This window comes from Rathayibacter sp. VKM Ac-2759, from assembly GCF_009834225.1.
Lineage (GTDB): Bacteria > Actinomycetota > Actinomycetes > Actinomycetales > Microbacteriaceae > Rathayibacter.
In genome coordinates this window covers 736,830-755,278 of the sequence record NZ_CP047176.1, presented here as the reverse complement: position 1 = coordinate 755,278, position 18,449 = coordinate 736,830, and the positions used below count along the sequence as shown (strand labels likewise).

Below are 18,449 nucleotides of genomic sequence, written 5' to 3'. Positions count from 1 at the left end.
TCTGCTCCGGACTCGCCCTCGGCGCCGCCCTCGCCGCCCCCTCGGCGTTCGGCTCGACCGTCACCGAGGCCGCGGCCACCACCGCCCCCCGCGGTGGTCGACCTCAGCATCACCGACGCGCTCGCGCTCCTCGAGTCGGGCGCGACCACCTCCGTCGCCCTGACCCAGCAGTACCTCGACCGCATCGCCGCGTACGACGACCCCTACGGTGACCAGCCCGGCCTCGCCGCCGTGATCCTCGCCAACCCGGACGCACTCGCGACCGCCGCCGAGCTCGACGCCGAGCGGGCGGCCGGCACGGTCCGCGGACCGCTGCACGGCATCCCGATCCTGGTGAAGGACAACTACGCCACGTTCGACATGCCGACCACCGCCGGCAGCGCCTCCCTGCACACCTACCAGACCAAGCTCGACTCCACCGCGGTCGAGCGCCTGCGTGCGGCCGGCGCGATCATCCTCGCGAAGACCAACATGGCCGAGTTCGCCTGGCACGGCACCTACACGCTCAGCTCGGAGCGCGGCCGCACCCACAACCCCTACAACCAGGCCAACAGTGCCAGCGGTTCGAGCGGAGGCACCGGCGCGGCCGTCGCCGCCGGCTACGCCCCCGCAGGCCTCGGCACCGACACCTGCGGCTCGATCGTCGGGCCCAGCGCGCACCAGAGCCTCGTCGGCTACCGCCCCACGATGGGCCTGACCAGCGTCACGGGCGTCGTCCCGCTGTCGCCCCGCCAGGACGTCTCGGGTCCGATGACGACGACCGTGACCGACGCGGCGCTGCTGATGGAGGTGCTGGCGGGCTACGACCCGACCGACCCGCTGACCGTCATCGCGGACGAGCAGGACAGCTCGACCTACGTCGAGGGGCTCAGCGACACCGCCCTCGAGGGCAAGCGCATCGGCTACGTGCGCTGGGACTACGAGGAGGACCCGGCCCGCCCCGGTCTCGCCGAGACGACGGCGCTGATCGACCAGGCCGTCGCCGAACTGGCCGCGCAGGGCGCCGAGATCGTCGAGGTTCCGACGTTCACCCGCGAGTTCGTCTCGGGCACGCTCGTGAGCGGCGGCTACCTCGACATGCGCCCGGGCATCGATTCGTTCTTCGCCGACACCGAGGCGACCTGGCCCGAGGGCCTCGCCGCCCTCACCGAGCCGGCCGACGCCCTCACGTTCTCGGACGTGATGGCCGACGGCAAGACCTCCCTCCTGCCGGACGACGTCGCCTTCTTCGAGAGCAACGCGGACATCCCGAACCCCGCCTACGATGCGGCGATCGCCGCTCAGGACGCGGGCAAGGCGGCGATGGACCAGTTCTTCATCGACAACGATCTCGACGCTCTGGCGATGCCGACCAGCGCGACCTCGGCGACTCCGGACTGGGCGGGCACGACGTTCTGCGACGTCGGCGCGAACACCGGAGTCCCGACCGTCTCGCTGCCGGCCGGCTTCACCTCGACCGGAGCGGCCGCGGGCCTCGAGCTGGCCGCCCCGCGCAGCCAGGACGCGGCGCTGCTCGCGATGTCGTACGACTACGAGCAGGCGACGCTGCACCGCGTGGCCCCGGCCTCGACTCCGGAGCTTCCGGTGACGGAGCCGACGCCGGAGCCCACGGTGTCGCCTGAGCCGACGGCGGTACCCACCGCCTCGCCCGAGCCGACCGCCACGGCGACCGCGACCGCCGTCCCCGTGGTCCCGGCGCCGTCCGAGACTCCGACCGCCACCGCGAAGCCCGCCGCGGCCCTCGCGCACACCGGCACCGAGGGGACGACCGGGCTCGCCGCCCTGGCGTTCGCACTCGTGGCCGGAGGCGCGGGTGCGCTGGCGCTGACCGCGACGCGCAGGCGGACCGCTCAGAAGTAGTCACCGCAGCGGAGGCGGGGTCGGCGGGTGATCCGCCGGCCCCGCTTCTGCGCGCGCATCATCAGCTGAGAGTGACCGGCCTCCCCCGACAGCCGAGGGAGTGCCTCGTCAGCTGATGTTGTGCGCCCGTCAGCCGACCGCAGCGGTCTCGACCGGCCTGAGGGGCACGCGCGGCGCCCAGCCGACCGCGAGGATCGCACCGGCCAGCGCGAGCTGACCGAGGTACGGCAGCAGCGCCGAGACGAAGGAGCCGTCGCCGCCGTTCGTGCCGAACGTGTCGGCGATCGACATGCCGAATCCGAAGCCCGCGAAGAAGCGGAAGAAGACGGCGCCGCCAATGAGCCCGAGCATCAGGACGATCAGCCGTCGCGGAGTGAGCGGCGACTCGCGCCCGGGGAGGGCCGCCACGGCGACGACGATCGCGGCAGCGATCCAGAAGGCCGCCCACCCGGTCACCCACGCCGTGTTCGCGCCGATGTCGAAGCCGTCGCGCGTCACCATCTCGGCGTAGATCGCGGAGAGCTCGAGACCCGGGACCTTGGCGATCGGATTCCAGACGAGCAGGTCCACGGCTCCGACGACCACGAGGGCGATGACGCCGGCCGCGCCGCCGAGGGCGACGGGGACCCGCTGCCGGCGCGTCGCCGTCCGGCGCTCGAGGTGGATCGTGCGCGACCCGATGAGCACGATGAGTCCGCAGATCATCCCGCCGAAGAAGACCACGAAGCCGACGGTGGGCACGATGGCCGGCACCTGGAACCCGTAGATCCCGAAGGCGACGACGACCGGGCCGATGACGAGGGCGGCCGAGGCGATGCGGGCCAGCAGGGTCCGCGCGGTCGCCGCGGCGCCGAGGAGGAAGATCATGGCGAGCCCTGCGATGACCAGCGCGACCCCGACCACGACCCGGCCGAGCACCCCGAGCAGCTCGACGGCCGCCGGCGACGCGGCCCCCGCCTCCGGAACGATGCCACCTCCGGTGAGGTAGGTCCCGATCAGCACCACACCGGCCGCCGCGGCCAGGGCCACGCCGCGGCGCGCGAGGCGTCGCGGGAGCAGCCCTCGGGGGTCGCCGGTGTGCAGCGGACTGTCGCGGTCGATCGTCAGCAGGAGCGAAGCCGCCCCGAGGACGACCGAGCGCCGCGGCAGACCCGCTTCCTCCGCACCGGCGAGGTCGGCGAGCCACTCCTCCCGATAGCGGGTGCGCGCGAGCGGAGGCAGCAGCAGGGCGAGCAGGCGGAGCAGGACGCTCATGCGCGGGCCTCCACGGTGAGGGGACGGCTCGGGGCCGCGACGCGCGCGATCGCGGCGGGTGCCGCCTCCGCCCCCTCGCGGGTGAGCTCGTAGAGCCGCCGGCGCGGTCCGCTGCGCTCGGTGTCCTTCTCCCACGCCGAGGTCACCCAGCCGGCGCCCTCGAGCCGCTCGAGGATCGGGTAGACACTGCCCGCCGGGCGGCCGGTCGCCTTGATGACGAGCATCCCCCAGGTGGGTCCGTCGGAGTCGAGGAGGGTGCGCAGCACGTCCGCGGTGGCGGCGGTGACGCGGGAGAGCGGAGTCATGCGGCGAGGCTACCTATGTAGAGATAGGGGCGTCAATCGCGGCGCGGGGCCCGCACGGCTGGGATGATCGCCTCATGACCCAGTACAACCCCGCCGTGTTCCCCGAGTCCGGCCCCGGTCCGGGCCCCGCTCCCGCCAAGACGGGAAACGGCCTCGGCCTCGCCTCACTCATCATCGGCGTCCTCGCCCTCGTGGGCGCCGTGATCCCGATCGTCAACTACGTCTCGGGCTTCCTCGCCTTCATCGGCCTCGTGCTGGGCATCGTCGCGCTGTTCCTCAAGAACCGCACTCGCGGCACGGCGATCGCCGGAGTGATCCTGAACGCGGTCGCGCTGGTCCTGTCGGTCGTCCTCGCCATCGTCTACACCGCCGGCTTCGCGACCGGCGTCTCGAACGCCATCCAGACCGCCCAGGCGAACGCCACCGACGGCCCGACCGTGCCGCTCGTGTACGAGGTCACCGGCGCGGGCACCGACGCCACCGTCGTCTACGCGACCTTCGACGACGCGGATCCCGGCGTCGAGCAGGCGACCGGCGTCGCGCTCCCCTTCACCGAGGAACTGGAGGCGCAGACCGGTGCCGCCTTCCAGGCCTTCACCCTCACCGCGACCAACGGCGCCGACGACGAGGGCGACATCACGTGCCGCATCACCCTCGACGGCACCGTCATCGCCGAGCAGACGAGCACGGGCGCCTTCGCGACGGCGCTCTGCACGGCGACGCCGTAGGGGGCAGTATGGCGATCACACCGCCCGACCAGCGCGACCCACTGACCGGCGACGAGCCGTTCATCGGTCTCGACGCACGCGTCCTCGACTTCTGGCGCTTCGCGATGAGCGACCTGACGATGAACAACACCCGCGGCTATCTCGCCGAGTTCCTGGTCGCGCGAGCTCTAGGACTGAACGACGTCCGCCGCATCGAATGGGAGGCGTACGACCTCGAATTCGACGGCATCACCATCGAAGTCAAGTCGACGGCTCCTCTGCAGGCCTGGCCCCAAGCCGGCTACAGCTGACAGGTCTTCTCCGGTCTGCGGACCGGTCCACGAGGCGCGCGCACTCTGAATGCCGCCGTCTACGTCTTCTGCGCTCAGACGGCGCTGAAGCACAGCGACTACGAGCCGCTCGACTTGTCGCAGTGGGAGGTCCACGTTCTCTCCCGCCGTGCCCTTGAGGACGCAGCCGTCGACTCGATAGGTCTGACCGCCGTTCGTGCTCTGAGCGGAGGCGCGACGCCGTGGTCGGAGATCAGGCGAGCCGTCGTCGACGCCGCGCAGTAGTCGTCGCGGCGGATAGCCTCCAGAGATGGATGAACTGCTCGCCGCCATCATCGGAGCCGTAGTGGGTGCCGGCGCGACCCTGTACATCGAGTCAAGACATCAGTCCGCGGTCGAGAGGAAGGCCGAGTGGAACGCACTCGACCTCCTCATGCTCGACCTCGGCCGCCGACGCGTGTTCCTCGTCCCGCGCCGGATTCGGATCGACTCTCCGGACACCTCCGAAGGATCTGGTTTCGACCGCATGCGGGCTTCGGTGCTGAGCGTCCGGAACGAGGTGAGAACGACGATGCGGTCTCTGCGCGCGACCTCGCCCGCTCGCCTGCCGCTCCGAGCGATGTACAAGGCGTGCAATCGGTACCTCGAGACCATCGAGTCCGACCCGGCGGAGTACTGGATCGCGGCCGATGACCTCCGCATCGCGATCGAGGCCGAGGCCCGCGCGATATCCGACGCGCCCCGAAACCGCGTGGAGTTCATCGCGCCCGGCTCCGACGCCATCTGACCGAACCGCTTGTCGCCACTCTGGAGCGCCCGTGAGGTCGAGGAGAAGCCCTCGACCCCGCTCCAGTGCCTACTTGCGGAACATCCGCGCCGTGGTCTCGAACAGGCCCTTCACCGGGCGCTGCTGCTCGCCCTGCTGCGCGCCGAGGATGATGATGACGGCGGTCAGGACGGGGATCGCCCACTGCGTCACCTTCTGCACGCGCAGCGCGGTGGTCAGCTCGGGCGAGTTGCTCGACGACGCCTCCGTGACGCCCTCGGCGCCCTCGTCGGCGTGCTTCGCCTGAGTCGCGCCGGCGATCGCGGCGGTCACCGAGGCGGCGCCGGCGAGGCCGGTCACGACGGTCTTGACGATCGTGTTCGTACGGCTCTCCTGCTGGTTGGCGAGGCGGGTCTTGTTGCCGAGGATGAGGCCGATGCCCCCGACTCCGTGCGCGGCGATCGCGGCGAGCTGCACCGGAGTCCAGCGGGCCCAGCCGTTCGCGGCGAGGCGGAGGCGCTCCGCCGGGTCGGAGGAGGTGGACGCGGCGCCGTTGAGGCCGACGGCGCCCATGAGGGAGCCTCCGAACCAGGCGGCGGCACCGAGGTCGTGGAGGCTGCGGACGAGCGTGTTGCGTGAGGGCATGACTGCCTCTTCTCTGCTGGTGGTCACGCGAGTGCGGACGCCTTCGACGCTACGTCGGCGGGTGCGCGAGGGCATGGGGCTTGACCTCTCGGCGACAGGGCGCTCGGGTAGATGCGTACCCCATCCCGGGGGCGTGAGCAGAGCAGGACACGATGACCTCAGACGACGAGAAGCGCACGATCCGCGACGAGTTCCACGACGCCGTGAACATGACCGCGAAGCAGCTCGAGGACTGGCTGGAGAAGGACGAGTCGAAGGAGGTGGGGCAAAAGCCTGCAAGCGGAGGCGAGTCGACCGGCCACCACAGCGGCCGCCGCATCATCGAGATCCTCGGCACCAAGCAGGCCGACCTCACCGATGACGACTACGCGCACATGAAGAAGGTCACGGCGTACGTCGCGCGGCACTCGAAGCAGCGGCCGTCGGGCGACGTGACCGAGACGAAGTGGCGGTACTCGCTGATGAACTGGGGGAACGACCCGCTGAGGAAGTGAGGCGCAGGAGCGCGTCGGAGTCGTCGCTGAGCAGGCAAGATCATCAGGTGAAGCCTCTCGACGTCGTCGCCGCCATCATCACGGATGGCGATGACGTGCTCGCCTGCCGCCGACGCGAGGGTAAGGCGTCCGCCGGGTTCTGGGAGTTCCCCGGCGGCAAGATCGAGACGGGAGAGACTCCCCAGCAGGCTCTCGAGAGAGAAATTCGTGAGGAGCTGGGCGTGCAGATCGTGGTGGGCGACCTCGTCACGGTCGACACGACGATGACGCCCTCAGCCCTTATTCGCCTGCACTGCTACTCCGCTGTCTTGGCCAAGGAAAGACCGACCTCGAGCACTGATCACGATGAGCTCAGGTGGCTGCTGCCCTCCGAGCTCGTGACAGTGACCTGGGCCACACCGGACCTTCCCGCCGTTCACTTGCTCCACCGTGACGCCTAAGGGTCGATGAGATCGAAGCCGTCGTCCGTCCGGATCGCAGCGATGATCGAGAGGCGTGCAATCAGCTGCAGAAGATCCTCCTCGGGTCGTCCTGGAAGCAGAATCACCGGGACTGCAGCCAGGCCCTCGCGGTTCGCTAAGTGCGCGTAGTCGAGCACTTGGCCGATGGCCGTTCGAACGTATGCGCGGGCGGTCGACTTCTTGGCCTCCACAATCCACCCACTGGAGCGGACGTAGAGGTCGGGCTCCACTCGTGACGCTCCTGCGGGAAGAGTCAGACGACTCGGCGGCGTTCCGTTCTCTGTGAGCCAGAGACCGAAGGCGGCCTGGAGCTCGAACTCCACTCTCGAGACGACTCGCTCGTCGACCGGACTCAGGTCTACCCCGGCCACGACGACATCGGAGTACTCAGGCGGCGACCATTCCGTCAGAGCAGCCTCGGCAACCCGCTGTCCGCCGTAGGTGGGGAGGCGCTCAACGTCGGCGGCAATAGGGACGAGGGTGAAGATGATGCCGCGGCGAAGGGTTCCCTCGGTGTCCGGAATCTCCTCGAACCGATAGGTCGGCGTTCCGGTGGTGAAGGCGCCGACATAAGTGACCCTGGTCCCCTGAACCGTGAAGAGACGGATGAGACGACCGTCGAGAGCGGCATCGCGCAGTGCCCGGTTACCCCGGAGGAAGACCTGGTCTCCCACCTGCCCCTCGCCGGTGTACGAGTACGAACCGTCCTCGCGAAGACCCTCGTAGCGGTCGTAGCCGTATCGCGCGCCCTTCGCAGGATCCGTAAAGATAAAGATCTCTGGAAGAGAGCGGGGGGTGACGATTCCCTGCTGTTGCTGCCCGCCGTAAGCCGCATGGATCGAGCGGCGGAAGACTTGATCGCCGACCTCGAGAGTGAAACGTTGGTCTCTCGTGTCGCGCCGAAGCAGGCGATCGCGGACGGTCTGCGCCTGCTCGTCCGTCAACTCCCATCGAGTCTCCTGCGCGGGCAGGACGCCATAGACGGCGCGGAGAACACTTCGGATGCGGCGCTGTGACACGCCGAGTTCGAGTGAAAGATCGGCTGGCGTCAGGGGAGGCATTTCTCGAGGCTAGAAATGGCTCGTACTACCAGCGCCGAGAATCGTTCGTGTTAGCGAGAAGATTGCTCACTTCCGGTCAATTGGCCGGATGGAGCAAAGGACTTTCCGCGATATTCACTGGGGTTGTCCCGCGCACTGAGTAAGGGCCGTCTCCGCCGCCGCGCGATCCTCCGCTCCGATACCGAGCCCGTAACCGCTCACCACCCCCACGAACTGCTCGACGTACCCGCACCGCAGCTCCGCCGCGGGCGGCAGCCACTCCCCCGGCCCCGCGTCGCTCTTCGACTGGTTCGTCGCCTCCGAGGCCGCGACGAGGTTCGCCGGGTCGTTCGCGAAGGCGAGGCGCTGCTCGTCGGTCCAGGCCCAGGCGCCGTGCTGCCAGGCCCAGCCGAGGGCGACGACGTGGTCGATCTGCACGAGGCGGGAGGTGTCGGAGCCGGAGACGAACGACACCGCTGTGCCGTCGTAGGGGTCGATAAGGGTGCCGGAGAGGACCTTGCAGTCGCGGGTGCCGGGCTTGAAGACGGGGTCGAGGAGGTCGCGGCCGAGGATGTCGTTGCGAGTGTCGCAGCCGTTGCGGTCGACGTCCTTCCACGATTCGCCGAAGAGGTCGCGGTCGTAGGGGATGTCGGCACGTCCATCGTCGGACGGCAGGGCGGCGAGAGCGGCGAGAGCGGCGGACGCAGGATCTGCGGCAGCAGGAACCGTCGGAGACGCAGCGGGCGACATCGATGGAGCCGACGTGACCGGCGAAGACGTCTCCGTCGCGACCGGCGCGCCGACCGTCTCGCCCACTCCGACCACGGCGAAGGCGACGGCTGCAGCGGCCACCGCAGCGACGACGAACGCCCACCAGGGCGCCCGGCGGCGAACGACGCGCGCCGGGAGCAGCGGAGGCGCCACCTGCCGCGACGCTCCCGGGCGAGGCGGCGGAGGCGCTCCCACCGCTAGACCCCCGAATCGCCTTCGGGTGCGACCACAGGCTCCGAGACCGAGCGCGCCCCGTCCCACAGCCGGATCGCCGCGCGCGGCACCGGGCCGACGACATCGACGCGCCACACCAGATCGACCGGTGCACCCGTCGCCCCCTCGTACGGCACCACATGGATCGGCGCGGCCGGGTCGAAGCGCAGCCGCTCCTGCAGACGCGACGGCGCCACGAGGAAGCTCGTCACGCGCTCGTGGTACCGCTCCCCCACCTGCAGCTCGGTCAGCACCGTGGCGCTCACCGGGGTCATCGGGTCGGCGCGGGTGAGCGACTCGAGCAGGAAGTCGTCCCACGGGAGGTCGAGCTCGATGCCCTCGTAGTCCTCGGGGCGGCGCAGGGCGTTCAGAGGATTCACCCCCATCGGGCGCACGCGCGGGCGGGCGATCGACTCTTCGTCGCGCTGGACGGAGGCGACGATGTCGGCCAGGCGCGGGGCGGCGATCCGCGTCAGCAGGGACTCGTCGTCCAACGCGCGCAGCAGCATCCGGCGGGTGTGGTTCGACGAGTGCGGGAGGTCCTCGTCGAGGGCGGAGAGCCCGAAGCCCTGACCGGCTCCGTAGTCGGCGGCCATCTCCTGCACGAGCGACTCGAAGGCCTCGTGGCGCCATCCTCGCCTCACGAGCTTGGAGGTCATCGCGGCGCGCATTCGGGCGACGGCGGCGGTCTCCTCGCCGCTGACGGTGGCGAGGCGCACGGCGAAGGGCATGTGGCCGCGCTCGACGTCGAAGGTCTCGTGCTGGGTCCACACGGGAGGCACGTGCCACGGCCGGTGGATCGCCTTCGAGAGCAGCACCAGCCAGTCGACGGCCTGCCGGTGCACCGAGCGCAGGCGCGCGGCCTCCTCGCGGGCACGGCGGGCGCTCGCTCCGTAGTGGGCGAGGCGGGTGCGCTCGACCTCGATGCGGCGCTCGAAGCGCGACCAGCCGGCGTGGTACCTCACGAGCGAGACGAGGGTGATGAGCAGTGCGGCACCGCCGAGACCCACGAGCGCCCACGAGAGCACCGAGGTCAGGATGCGCGGATCGAAGGAGTCGCTGCGGGTCGCGTAGTCGTTGACGAACCAGATGCCGACGCCGACGGCGAGCGCCAGGGCGACGACGGTGATCCAGCCGACGAGCATCGAGCGGTGGAAGTCGCGGCGCAGCGACAGCAGCTCGCCCGCGCGCTGGGGGCGGATCGCGTCGATCTCGCCGACCAGGTACGAGACCTCGTCCTCGGCGCGGCGACGCTCGCCGGCGATCCGGTCGAGGAAGCGCCAGACGAACGACGAGCTCTGCGCGCCGGCCCAGAGGTCGTACTCGGCGAGGGCCTGAAGGCGACCGGAGCGGCGGGCCTCGGGGTCGACGACGGGCGAGACGGGCTCCACGACGGGCTCCTCGGCGGGGACCTCGATGCGCACCACGCCGGGCTCGGCGTCCGCCTCGACCGGCGACTCCTGAGCGGGCGGGTCGACCGTGTCGGCCTCCACGGCCACCGGCTCGACGACGGGCACGTCGGCAGCGACCGACGCCTCCGACGCCGTCACCCAGTTCTGCAGCTGCGCACGCGGATCCGACAGCGCCAGCGCGTACCAGTCCACCCGCGCAGGGAACCCCGGCGGCACGTCGTGACCGCTCGCCTCCCACGGCCCGTCGGGCAGCGCGAGCACGTCGCCCACGCGGCCGAACACGGGCACCGCGCCCTCGACGGGCACGAAGCCCGCGTCGCGCAGGTCGGCGCTGCCGTCGAGGGCGCCGAAGACCAGCTCGCGGAGTCCGGCCCACAGACCGGGGGTCGTGCGCACGTGCGCCATCGCGGCGGGAGCTCCGGCCTCGACGCGGGCGCGGCCCTCGTCGTCGTGGAGGCGCTCGAGGTCGGCGAGCAGCAATCGGTCGCGCACGTCGAGCACCTCGTCGAGCGACGAGCCGACCACGGCCGAGCCCTCGTCGGTGTGCAGCGCGCGGGTCATCGAGCGGTTGGCGCTGGAGGAGAGCCAGCGGGCGCTCCAGCGCGGCATCTGCACGAGCTTGCCGGCCGAGAAGGCGAAGAAGCGGCCGATCTGCGCGAAGAAGCCGATCCGCGCGGGCTCCGGCACGTCGAGCGCGCCCGCGGAGTCGTAGGTGAGCGCTCCGCCGTCGAGGCGCAGGGCGCCCTCGACCATGCCGTCGACGTAGCCGGCGATCTGGCCGTCCTCGATGAAGGCGGTGCCGGGAGGCGGCGGGCTGACACTGGGATCGATCAGCAGGGAGTCGGGGCGGGCCGCGTTCTCGAGGACGCCGGCGGCGACGCGGCGGCCGAGCGACTCCGTCAGCACCGCGTTGAGGAACACGCGCGAGATCCAGACGGAGTCGCCGCCGTCGCTCTCGCGGCTCATCAGCTCGACGCTGCCGTCGGTCACGCCGTTCCAGAGACCTGCGACGCTCGCCAGGTGCGTCAGGGTGAAGCCGGTGAAGCGCTCGTCGTCACGCACGAAGGCGTCGCCCGACCAGGGGCTCGAGCGGTCCTCGGGCGAGGCGATGACGATGAAGCCGTGCTCGTGCGCCTCCACCCGCTCGCGCAGCTGGAACGCGGTGGGCGCGCAGATCAGCGTCACCCGGCGGAGCTCCGTGGTCTGGTCGGCGAGGGTGGCGGAGGGGTTCGGCAGCGGCATGGAGGTGCGCACCCACCGGCTCACCAGATCGGCGACCGCGTCCTGCGCGGCGTCGGTCTGGCGCTCGGGGAGGGCCGAGCGGAGGGTGACCAGCCGCACCAGGGCGAGCTGCTCCTCCGCCAGCGCCTCGAAGAGGTCGACCGAGATCGCGACCGACTCGAGGTCGGCGCCCACCCCGAGCACGACGGCCTCGATCTGCGGAGGCGCGTACTCGGACGTCTTCACGTGCTCGGGCAGCACCCAGAGCGCCTGACCCAGGAGGCCGGTCTTGGTCCACTGCGCGGCGAGCTCGAGCAGGGTCTCGCCCTGCGCGCCGCTGGGCAGCAGGACGATCGCCGCCTTGCCGTCGGGCCAGAAACCGTCGGCGCGCTCGGACATGCTCAAACTCCGGTGTCCCGGGGCCCGGTCGACAGCACCGACGACACGAGCGCGCGGATCGCGTCCTGGAACTGCTCCCGCATCTCCCACGTCACCGGGTAGTCGTAGACCGACACCATCTCGTCCTGCTGCACGATCTCGCTGTCGAAGCGGGCGAGCTCGTTCGTGAGGTACGCCTGCACAGCGGCGCGGCGCGAGGCCAGGTCGCCGTCGGCGGAACCGGCGCGGGACGCCTCCGGGACCGGCGCACCGGTCGGCAGTGCGCCGCTCTGCAGCCACTCGGCCAGCTCGGTCTCCTCGCCGCGGCTGCCGCCGAGCGAGGTGAGCACGCGGTAGGCGGCGAGCGGTGCGAGGGTGCCCTCGACGTTGCAGAGCGCCATCGCGATGGCGAGCGACTGCAGCACGACGCCGGGGAAGTCGGCGGGGCGGGCGTTGCGCTCGCTGAGCAGCGGGTGCGGGAAGTCGGCGTAGGAGCGCGTCGACGGGTCCCAGACCGACAGCTTGGGCCCCTTCTCGCCCTGCGACGAGTCGACGGCGAGGCGGCCGAGGGCCTTGGCGACGTACCAGCCGCGGATCATCGACTCGATGGCGCGCGGGTCGGCGGGGATGCTCTCGCCGAGCAGGCGGGCGCGCTTGAACTTCCAGAACGCCTCGCGGCTGTCCTGCGTGTTCGACTGCGCGAGCCAGCCGCGGGCGATGGGCTCCATCACGGAGTCCATGACGATCGGCTGGTAGGGGAAGCCCGACATCGCGAAGACCTCGATGCCGTCGACCTTCTGGTCCTGGAACCACGACTCGCTGGTCGCGTCGTCCCAGACGCCCATCTGCGCGAGCACGCCCTTGGTCACCTCGTACATCTCGGTGCCCGCGCGGAACGGGATCGAGCTGAACACGAGCGACGTGTCCTGGTTGATCGCCTTGCCGTGCACGGCGCGCAGCAGCGCCGGGTTGAGCTTCACCAGCGGCTCGCTCGCGCCGAGGGCGGCCTGGAGCTGCTCGCGGTAGCGGTCGCGGCGCGCGGCGAACACGTCGGGCGGGAGGACGTCGCGGTCGAAGAAGCCGAGCAGGTCCTCGCCGATGTAGGCGGCGAACGGGGTGCCGTCGCGCTTCATCCACGCGCGGGCCCGGGCCACGTAGGTCTCGGGGTCGGTGGCGAGCTCGAAGGAGGCGCGCTGGGCCGGGTTCGCGACGGCCGGGTCGGCGGTCACGGTCGGCCGCCAGGTGCGCGGGTTGCCGACGAGCGACCAGGCGCCCGCCTCCGACTCGGTGTCGGGGCTCACACCGACGAGCTGGTCGGTGATGACCCGCAGGACGGCGTCCTGGTACTTCGCGTCGCCCTCGACCGAGGCGCGCACCAGCTTCTGGAACTCGCCCGGGTACTTCTCGGGCTCGATGAGCATCCGCTCGTTGGGCGCCGGGCTGTACTTGCGCGGGACGGCCTCGTCCACGCGGCGCGGCCAGAACTCGTAGGCGTTCTCGCGGTCGTCGCTCGTCTTGCGCGAGTGCACGCGCTGCAGGAGCGCCGTGCGGGAGCCGTCGAGGTAGTCGGCGAGCGGGCCGAGGAAGGTCTCGCGCAGCTCGGCGAGCAGGGCCCACGCGGAGTCGCGCAGCGCCGCCTCCGAGGACCACTCGAGCGCCTGGCCGAGCCGCTGGATCGCGAACTGCACCGCCTCCTGATCGGGGCGGATCGACTGCTGGTTGGCCGAGGTGCGCAGCTCGTCGGAGACGAGGGAGCTCAGCGTGCCGACCCACTCCTCGTGCTGGCGCGCGTCGATGCGCAGCGCGTCGACGGTGCCCTTGAGGCCGCGCTCGAGGCGGCGGAGCATCGCGACGACGACCGGGAGGCCGTCCTGCGCGACGTAGCGCGACACGGTCTCGAGGATGTGGCCGGGCATGGTCCGCGTCCACTCGTCGAGCCGCTGCTGGCGCGCCTCGCGGTCGCGGTGCAGGAGGCGCGGGCTGGTGCGCGTGTACTCGTTGACCAGGCGGTCGGTCCAGGTGGTGATGTCGGTGCCGCCCTGGCGGTCGAGCGACTCCGGGCGGCTGAGCTCGTCGTCGGCCGTGCGCTGCAGCTCGGCCTTGATCAGGTCGAGAACGGCGGTATCGCGCAGCGCGTCGGTGACGTCGTTGTGCTCGGCCGTCTCCTCGTTGAGCCTCAGCTCGCGGAGGAAGCGCTGGTACTCGCTGTCGGCCGACTTCTCGACGTACTCGCGCTCGGTCATCCGCTCGAACTGCGGATCCTCCTCGGCGTGCGCGAACAGCATCCGGTCGATCGCCGAGCGGGCGAAGCGCTCGGCCGAGTACTCGAGGAAGCGCTCGCGACCGAGCGTCACGCGGCCGAAGCCGATCGAGGAGAAGGGGGGCGAGTGGTGCGCCGGGCTCATCAGGCCTGAGTTGTCGGGCAGCACGTTGGCGGCCGAGCGGGCCTGCCAGTTGCCCGAGGAGTAGGCGATCATGTCGTCCTGCACGCGCTCGTCGATCATCCACGCGGTGAGGCTGGTGGCGACGGCGTCGTAGACGGCGTTCTGGTCCTCGAAGGTGACCTTGCTGTTGCTGCGGCCGACGATGAACGGGTAGGCGGCGCCGACGCGGTCCATCGCGGCGCCGTACGAGGGGGCGACGCCCTTGGTGCGCAGGAGCTCCAGGGTCGCGGGCGACGGAGTGTCGGTCCAGAAGCCGTTCATGGTCTCGGAGATCGAGGCGAGCGCGTTGCCGGGCATGCCGGCGGTGACGTTCAGCTGATCGAAGACGTCGGGCGCGTAGAGCATGCTGAAGAACTGGTTCGACCACGGGTACTGCTTGGCGGTCGACTTCACGATCTCGATCACGTCGAGGAACTGGCCCGCTCCCGAGCCGCCGGCGACCGACGAGATGACGATGACGATCGGGCTGCCGTCTCCGCCGTCGTCGCGGGCGCGCAGGCGCTGGCCGAGCGTCTGCAGCTCGGCGAGCGCCTCCGCGTCGTTCATGCGGCCGATGGCGGTGCGGGCGGCCTGCGCGATCTCCTTCGTGGCGGCGAGCGCGACGGCGCGGCCGACGGCGCGGTACTGCCCGGCGCCCTTCGTGACGTCGACCTTCACCAGGCGCGGGTCGGGCAGCTGGCGCTCGATGTCGTGCCGCATCGCGTTGTTGGTCGAGTGGGCGCTCGTGATCGAGCCGTGCACGATGTCGAACGTCGCCGCGGTGCTGACGAGCCCGCGGTAGTCCTGCCGGGGCAGGAACGGCGCCTGGTACTCCATGCCGTCCTGCACGGTCGGGGTGTCGAAGTGCAGGAAGCGCCAGGCGGCGGGGATGCCGCCCTCCCAGCCGAGCTGCTGGAGCTTGAGCTCGAGCTGGTACTTGATGCCGCGGAGGGTCTTGCCGCCGGAGCCGCCGACTCCGATGAGGAGGAAGGGTCTGAGCATGAGGATCTGCTTTCGTCGTGTCGCAGGAGGTCGCTGTCACGCGACCGAGGTGGGGAGGGCCGCTGTCAGCGGCCGCGGGGCGGTGGGGTCCGGGGGCCGGAGCGGCCGGGCGGCGGAGGCGGTGTGGCGCCTCCGGGGCGGGGGGGGGGCGGCGGCGAGCCGGGGCGGCCGGGGCGCCGCCGGGTCGCGGAGGCGGTGTGCCGGGTCGCGGGGGCGAGACCGGCCGGGTGGGCACGCTGCTGCGCGCCGGGGGCCGTCGCGGGGGGCCGGGGGCCTCGGCGGCTCCTGGGGCTCGGGGCGCTTCGCCGCCCGCTCGCGGCGGAGGGTGTCGACGGTGACCCAGGCGGGGGCGCCGGAGTCCCGGAGCAGGTCGTCGAGGCGGCGGTCGTACTGCCCCTCGTCGTCGCGGTCGACACGGTGGTAGAGCACGGCGGTCGCGCGGACGGGGTCGTCGCCGCGCGGGCGGTCGAGCTCCTGCTCCGGGACGACGATCGCCCAGAAGGCGTCGAGCGGGAGGGAGGTGAACGCGACTCCGCCGTCGGCGAGCGGCCGGCCCGCCGAGGTGCTGCGCGTGCCGGTGCGGGAGGCGATGACGACGCCGTTCGCGGGCGGACCGACCCGGTAGCTCGGCGCCTTCAGCGGCCACCACGGGACGTGCGCGCGCAGGCGCCCCAGCTCGGGGTCGGCGAGCTCGCGCACGCCGGTCTCGCTGCGGAGGTAGCGGAAGCGCTCGTCGAGGCGCGTCGCCGTCGGCGCGGCGCGGACCCCCTCGGGCGTGATCTCGACCGGGATCGTGCCGCGCTGGAACGAGCCCTCCATCGCGATCCGGGTGTTGCGGCGGTTGAACAGCCACAGCAGCAGGAGCGGGAGGAGCACCCCGAGCAGGAGCAGCACCAGCGAGACGAGGCCGATCGCGGCGGCGTTGACGGGGAAGGTCGACGGGAACGAGAGCGCGACCGTCTGCGGCGCGCTGCTGCCGGCGGCGGTGCGGATGTCGAGCGGGAGGGTCGCGGTGACGGAGGAGTCGGCGGCGACGGGGTTCTCGGCGGTCACCGTGAGAGCGGCGGAGGCGCCCTGGGCGACGGTGACGCAGGCGCCGGGCGCGAGGGCCGCTCCCGAGGCGTCGGTGAAGGTCCACACCCAGCTGTCCGCGCGGTCGGCGTTGTCGCTCGTGACGGTGGGCGGATCCGTCACGCAGACCTGGCCGTCGCCGCCCGCGGCCGGTCCCTGGATCGCGAGGGTCCCCTCCGCCCGGCCCTCGGCCCCGGTGAGCTCGGAGAGCACGACCGGCGACGAGACGCTCGGGAACGCGGCGGGCAGCACCGTGGTGACCGTCTGCTGCGTGGTGACGGGGGCGAGAGCGACCTGGTGCGCCGCGGTGGTCAGCGGGTCGACGGAGGCGGTGACGAGGATCTCGGAGGCCGTCACGTCGGCGGGCAGCGGCACGGTGATGACTCCGGTCGCCGCGTCGATGCGGGCGTCGGGCAGTGCCGTGGTGGTGCCGTCGGCGGTCGCGGTCGCGGTGAAGACGGCCTGCCCGAAGACCGAGAGGTCGGCCGCGGAGCCGTCGGCGCGCTCGACCCGGGCGGTCAGGCTGGCGGCGAGCGAGCCGTCCTCGGCGCGCTCGACCCGGTTGGCGTCGTCGAAGACGATGCGGAGGTCGCTGAACGAGAAGACGCTGTCGGCACCGGTGAGGGTCCACTGGCCCTGCAGCTCGGGGCGGTCGACGGTGAGCTGCACGAGCTGCGCCCCCGACGAGCCGCTGACCTGCACCTCGGGCGAGGCCGCCGAGAGGGTGCCGAGCCCGGAGCCGGCGGGCGGCTGCAGCGTCCATGCGGGATCGGTGACGACGGCCTGGATGCGCGAGACGCCCGCGTCGATCCAGAAGGTACCGTCGGCGGCGAGGGCCTGCTGCGAGCCGCCGGCGATGCGGGCGCCGAGCTCGAGGAAGACGGAGGCGAGGGCGGCGGGATCGGAGGCGTCGACCACCGCGCCGCGGACGGAGCCCTCGGGTGCCGTCGCGGGTCCGCAGGTGGCGGTGCCGCCTCCGTACACCCCGCTGCCCTCGACGAGCGGCCACATCACACGGGCCTCCTCGCGCTGATCGCCGTCGGCGAGGAGCGTGCCGATCACGACGACTCCCGCCTGGCGGAGCGCGGCGAGCACGCCGAAGCCGCCGGGCTCGGCGCCGTCGGGGTCGATGCGCGCGCCGCAGAGGGCGTTGGTCGCGTCGGCCGTCGCCTGGGCCGAGCCGAGGTCGATCTCACCGTCGGTCAGCCAGACGACGAGCTGGCAGGCGGAGCCGGCGCTCGGCTGGCTCTGCAGCGCCGACTGCACGCCCTGGAGGCCGGCGAGCCAGTTGGTGCCACCGCCCGGGGTCTTGGCGCGGATGGTGTCGGCGAGCGCCGCCGGGCTGTCGCCGGTCCACTGCTGCCAGTCGACGGCCGGCTCGAAGGCGCGGCTGAAGAAGGCGGCGCCCCAGTTGACGGTGAGGTCCTCGCGCAGGCCGCCGAGCTCGGCGAGGCTGCCCGCGAGGATGTCGGCGCGGGCGACATCGGGATCGGATCCGCGATCGTCGTCGCCGCCGGTGTTCAGCGAGCCGGAGTTGTCGACGAGGTAGTAGACGTTGAGGACGTCGGAGGAGGAGAGGCACGTGCGGAGGTCCTCGATCGCCCCGCGCCCGATGTCGGTGAGCGAGGCGGAGGAGGCGGTCGTCTGAGCCTGCGCCGCGGCTCCGAAGCCCAGGACGAGGAGGAGCGCGGTGACGACGACCGCGAGCGCGCGGCGGATCACAGGCCGAGCCACTCGGACACCGGGACGCTGATGTTGAGGATGTGCCACGCACCGAGCAGGAGCGCCGCTCCCGACAGCCACAGCAGCCAGCGCGTCAGCCGCGGATCGGGGGCGAAGCGCCGCGCATCGCGGAGGCTGTTCGCGCGCTGGGAGGAGAGGTCCCACCCAGCCGCGAGGAACACGAGCAGCGGAGTGAGCAGGTAGCCGACGGCGCTCATCCACACCGCGCCACCGCGGACCAGGGGCAGTGGGACGCCGAGCACGCGCACGGGCGCCGCGGCCGTCGAGGCGGCCAGGATAGCCAGCGCCAGGCTCGCCACAAGACCCGCCGCGCCCAGCCAGAGAGGCAGGGGGCTGGCGGTCCGGCGGGCGGCGGGGGCCCGGTTGCGCACGGTCGACACCGCTCCACCCTCC

15 protein-coding genes are annotated in these 18,449 nt (G+C 71.8%); 6 read left to right on the top strand and 9 right to left on the bottom strand.

Annotated elements, in window-relative coordinates; translation table 11 throughout:
* Positions 1-93: 93 nt before the first annotated feature.
* The gene (locus GSU68_RS03430; RefSeq protein ID WP_159905710.1) at positions 94-1,860 is read left to right on the top strand and encodes an amidase family protein; all 1,767 of its coding nucleotides are present in this window, start codon (positions 94-96) and stop codon (positions 1,858-1,860) included.
* 129 nt (positions 1,861-1,989) lie between these two features.
* On the opposite strand, the gene GSU68_RS03425 is transcribed toward GSU68_RS03430, so the two are convergent.
* The gene (locus GSU68_RS03425) at positions 1,990-3,114 is read right to left on the bottom strand and encodes a hypothetical protein (RefSeq protein WP_159905709.1); all 1,125 of its coding nucleotides are present in this window, start codon (positions 3,112-3,114) and stop codon (positions 1,990-1,992) included.
* Positions 3,111-3,419: a helix-turn-helix transcriptional regulator gene (locus tag GSU68_RS03420; protein ID WP_159905708.1), complete on the bottom strand. Its 309-nt coding sequence runs from the start codon at positions 3,417-3,419 to the stop codon at positions 3,111-3,113. Before GSU68_RS03420 ends, GSU68_RS03425 begins: the two co-directional genes overlap by 4 nt.
* A 74-nt stretch (positions 3,420-3,493) precedes the next feature.
* Between GSU68_RS03420 and GSU68_RS03415 the strand changes: the two genes are divergently transcribed.
* The 3 genes from GSU68_RS03415 to GSU68_RS03405 all read left to right on the top strand — a co-directional run bounded on the left by GSU68_RS03415 (position 3,494) and on the right by GSU68_RS03405 (position 5,203).
* Positions 3,494-4,147: an MmpS family transport accessory protein gene (locus GSU68_RS03415; protein ID WP_159905707.1), complete on the top strand. Its 654-nt coding sequence runs from the start codon at positions 3,494-3,496 to the stop codon at positions 4,145-4,147.
* Between the two features lie 8 nt (positions 4,148-4,155).
* A complete protein-coding gene (locus GSU68_RS03410; RefSeq protein ID WP_159905706.1) occupies positions 4,156-4,437 on the top strand; it encodes a hypothetical protein in 282 nt (93 codons plus the stop codon).
* Positions 4,438-4,726: 289 nt separating this feature from the next.
* On the top strand, positions 4,727-5,203 hold the full coding sequence (locus GSU68_RS03405; protein WP_159905705.1) for a hypothetical protein: 477 nt from the start codon (positions 4,727-4,729) through the stop codon (positions 5,201-5,203).
* A gap of 69 nt (positions 5,204-5,272) precedes the next feature.
* Here the strand turns inward: GSU68_RS03405 and GSU68_RS03400 are convergent, their stop codons facing one another.
* A complete protein-coding gene (locus GSU68_RS03400; protein ID WP_159905704.1) occupies positions 5,273-5,827 on the bottom strand; it encodes a hypothetical protein in 555 nt (184 codons plus the stop codon).
* A 152-nt stretch (positions 5,828-5,979) separates the two neighbouring features.
* Between GSU68_RS03400 and GSU68_RS03395 the strand changes: the two genes are divergently transcribed.
* Entirely contained in the window at positions 5,980-6,321 is a 342-nt protein-coding gene (locus GSU68_RS03395; protein ID WP_159905703.1) for a DUF3140 domain-containing protein, read from the top strand.
* A 47-nt stretch (positions 6,322-6,368) separates the two neighbouring features.
* On the top strand, positions 6,369-6,761 hold the full coding sequence (locus tag GSU68_RS03390; RefSeq protein ID WP_159905702.1) for a (deoxy)nucleoside triphosphate pyrophosphohydrolase: 393 nt from the start codon (positions 6,369-6,371) through the stop codon (positions 6,759-6,761).
* Here the strand turns inward: GSU68_RS03390 and GSU68_RS03385 are convergent.
* The 6 genes from GSU68_RS03385 to GSU68_RS03360 form a co-directional block, all read right to left on the bottom strand.
* Positions 6,758-7,843 carry a hypothetical protein gene (locus tag GSU68_RS03385; RefSeq protein ID WP_159905701.1) on the bottom strand — a complete coding sequence of 362 codons (1,086 nt, stop codon included), beginning with the start codon at positions 7,841-7,843 and terminating at the stop codon, positions 6,758-6,760. The genes GSU68_RS03390 and GSU68_RS03385 overlap by 4 nt on opposite strands.
* A gap of 114 nt (positions 7,844-7,957) precedes the next feature.
* On the bottom strand, positions 7,958-8,746 hold the full coding sequence (locus GSU68_RS03380; protein WP_159905700.1) for an HNH endonuclease family protein: 789 nt from the start codon (positions 8,744-8,746) through the stop codon (positions 7,958-7,960).
* Positions 8,747-8,790: 44 nt separating this feature from the next.
* Positions 8,791-11,838 carry a hypothetical protein gene (locus tag GSU68_RS03375; protein ID WP_159905699.1) on the bottom strand — a complete coding sequence of 1,016 codons (3,048 nt, stop codon included), beginning with the start codon at positions 11,836-11,838 and terminating at the stop codon, positions 8,791-8,793.
* A 2-nt stretch (positions 11,839-11,840) separates the two neighbouring features.
* Positions 11,841-15,242: a tubulin-like doman-containing protein gene (locus GSU68_RS03370; RefSeq protein WP_159905698.1), complete on the bottom strand. Its 3,402-nt coding sequence runs from the start codon at positions 15,240-15,242 to the stop codon at positions 11,841-11,843.
* 36 nt (positions 15,243-15,278) lie between these two features.
* Positions 15,279-18,035, bottom strand: a complete 2,757-nt coding sequence (locus GSU68_RS03365; RefSeq protein ID WP_159905697.1) for a hypothetical protein — start codon at positions 18,033-18,035, stop codon at positions 15,279-15,281.
* A complete protein-coding gene (locus tag GSU68_RS03360) occupies positions 18,032-18,436 on the bottom strand; it encodes a hypothetical protein (protein ID WP_159905696.1) in 405 nt (134 codons plus the stop codon). Before GSU68_RS03360 ends, GSU68_RS03365 begins: the two co-directional genes overlap by 4 nt.
* Positions 18,437-18,449 lie beyond the last annotated feature (13 nt).

Bases quoted from the DNA above. Each gene is read 5' to 3' on its own strand.
- GSU68_RS03385 (WP_159905701.1), bottom strand. From the start codon at position 7,843: ATGCCTCCCCTGACGCCAGCCGATCTTTCACTCGAACTCGGCGTGTCA.
- GSU68_RS03395 (WP_159905703.1), top strand. From the start codon at position 5,980: ATGACCTCAGACGACGAGAAGCGCACGATCCGCGACGAGTTCCACGAC.
- GSU68_RS03375 (WP_159905699.1), bottom strand. From the start codon at position 11,838: ATGTCCGAGCGCGCCGACGGTTTCTGGCCCGACGGCAAGGCGGCGATC.
- GSU68_RS03425 (WP_159905709.1), bottom strand. From the start codon at position 3,114: ATGAGCGTCCTGCTCCGCCTGCTCGCCCTGCTGCTGCCTCCGCTCGCG.
- GSU68_RS03420 (WP_159905708.1), bottom strand. From the start codon at position 3,419: ATGACTCCGCTCTCCCGCGTCACCGCCGCCACCGCGGACGTGCTGCGC.
- GSU68_RS03415 (WP_159905707.1), top strand. From the start codon at position 3,494: ATGACCCAGTACAACCCCGCCGTGTTCCCCGAGTCCGGCCCCGGTCCG.
- GSU68_RS03405 (WP_159905705.1), top strand. From the start codon at position 4,727: ATGGATGAACTGCTCGCCGCCATCATCGGAGCCGTAGTGGGTGCCGGC.
- GSU68_RS03410 (WP_159905706.1), top strand. From the start codon at position 4,156: ATGGCGATCACACCGCCCGACCAGCGCGACCCACTGACCGGCGACGAG.
- GSU68_RS03400 (WP_159905704.1), bottom strand. From the start codon at position 5,827: ATGCCCTCACGCAACACGCTCGTCCGCAGCCTCCACGACCTCGGTGCC.
- GSU68_RS03370 (WP_159905698.1), bottom strand. From the start codon at position 15,242: ATGCTCAGACCCTTCCTCCTCATCGGAGTCGGCGGCTCCGGCGGCAAG.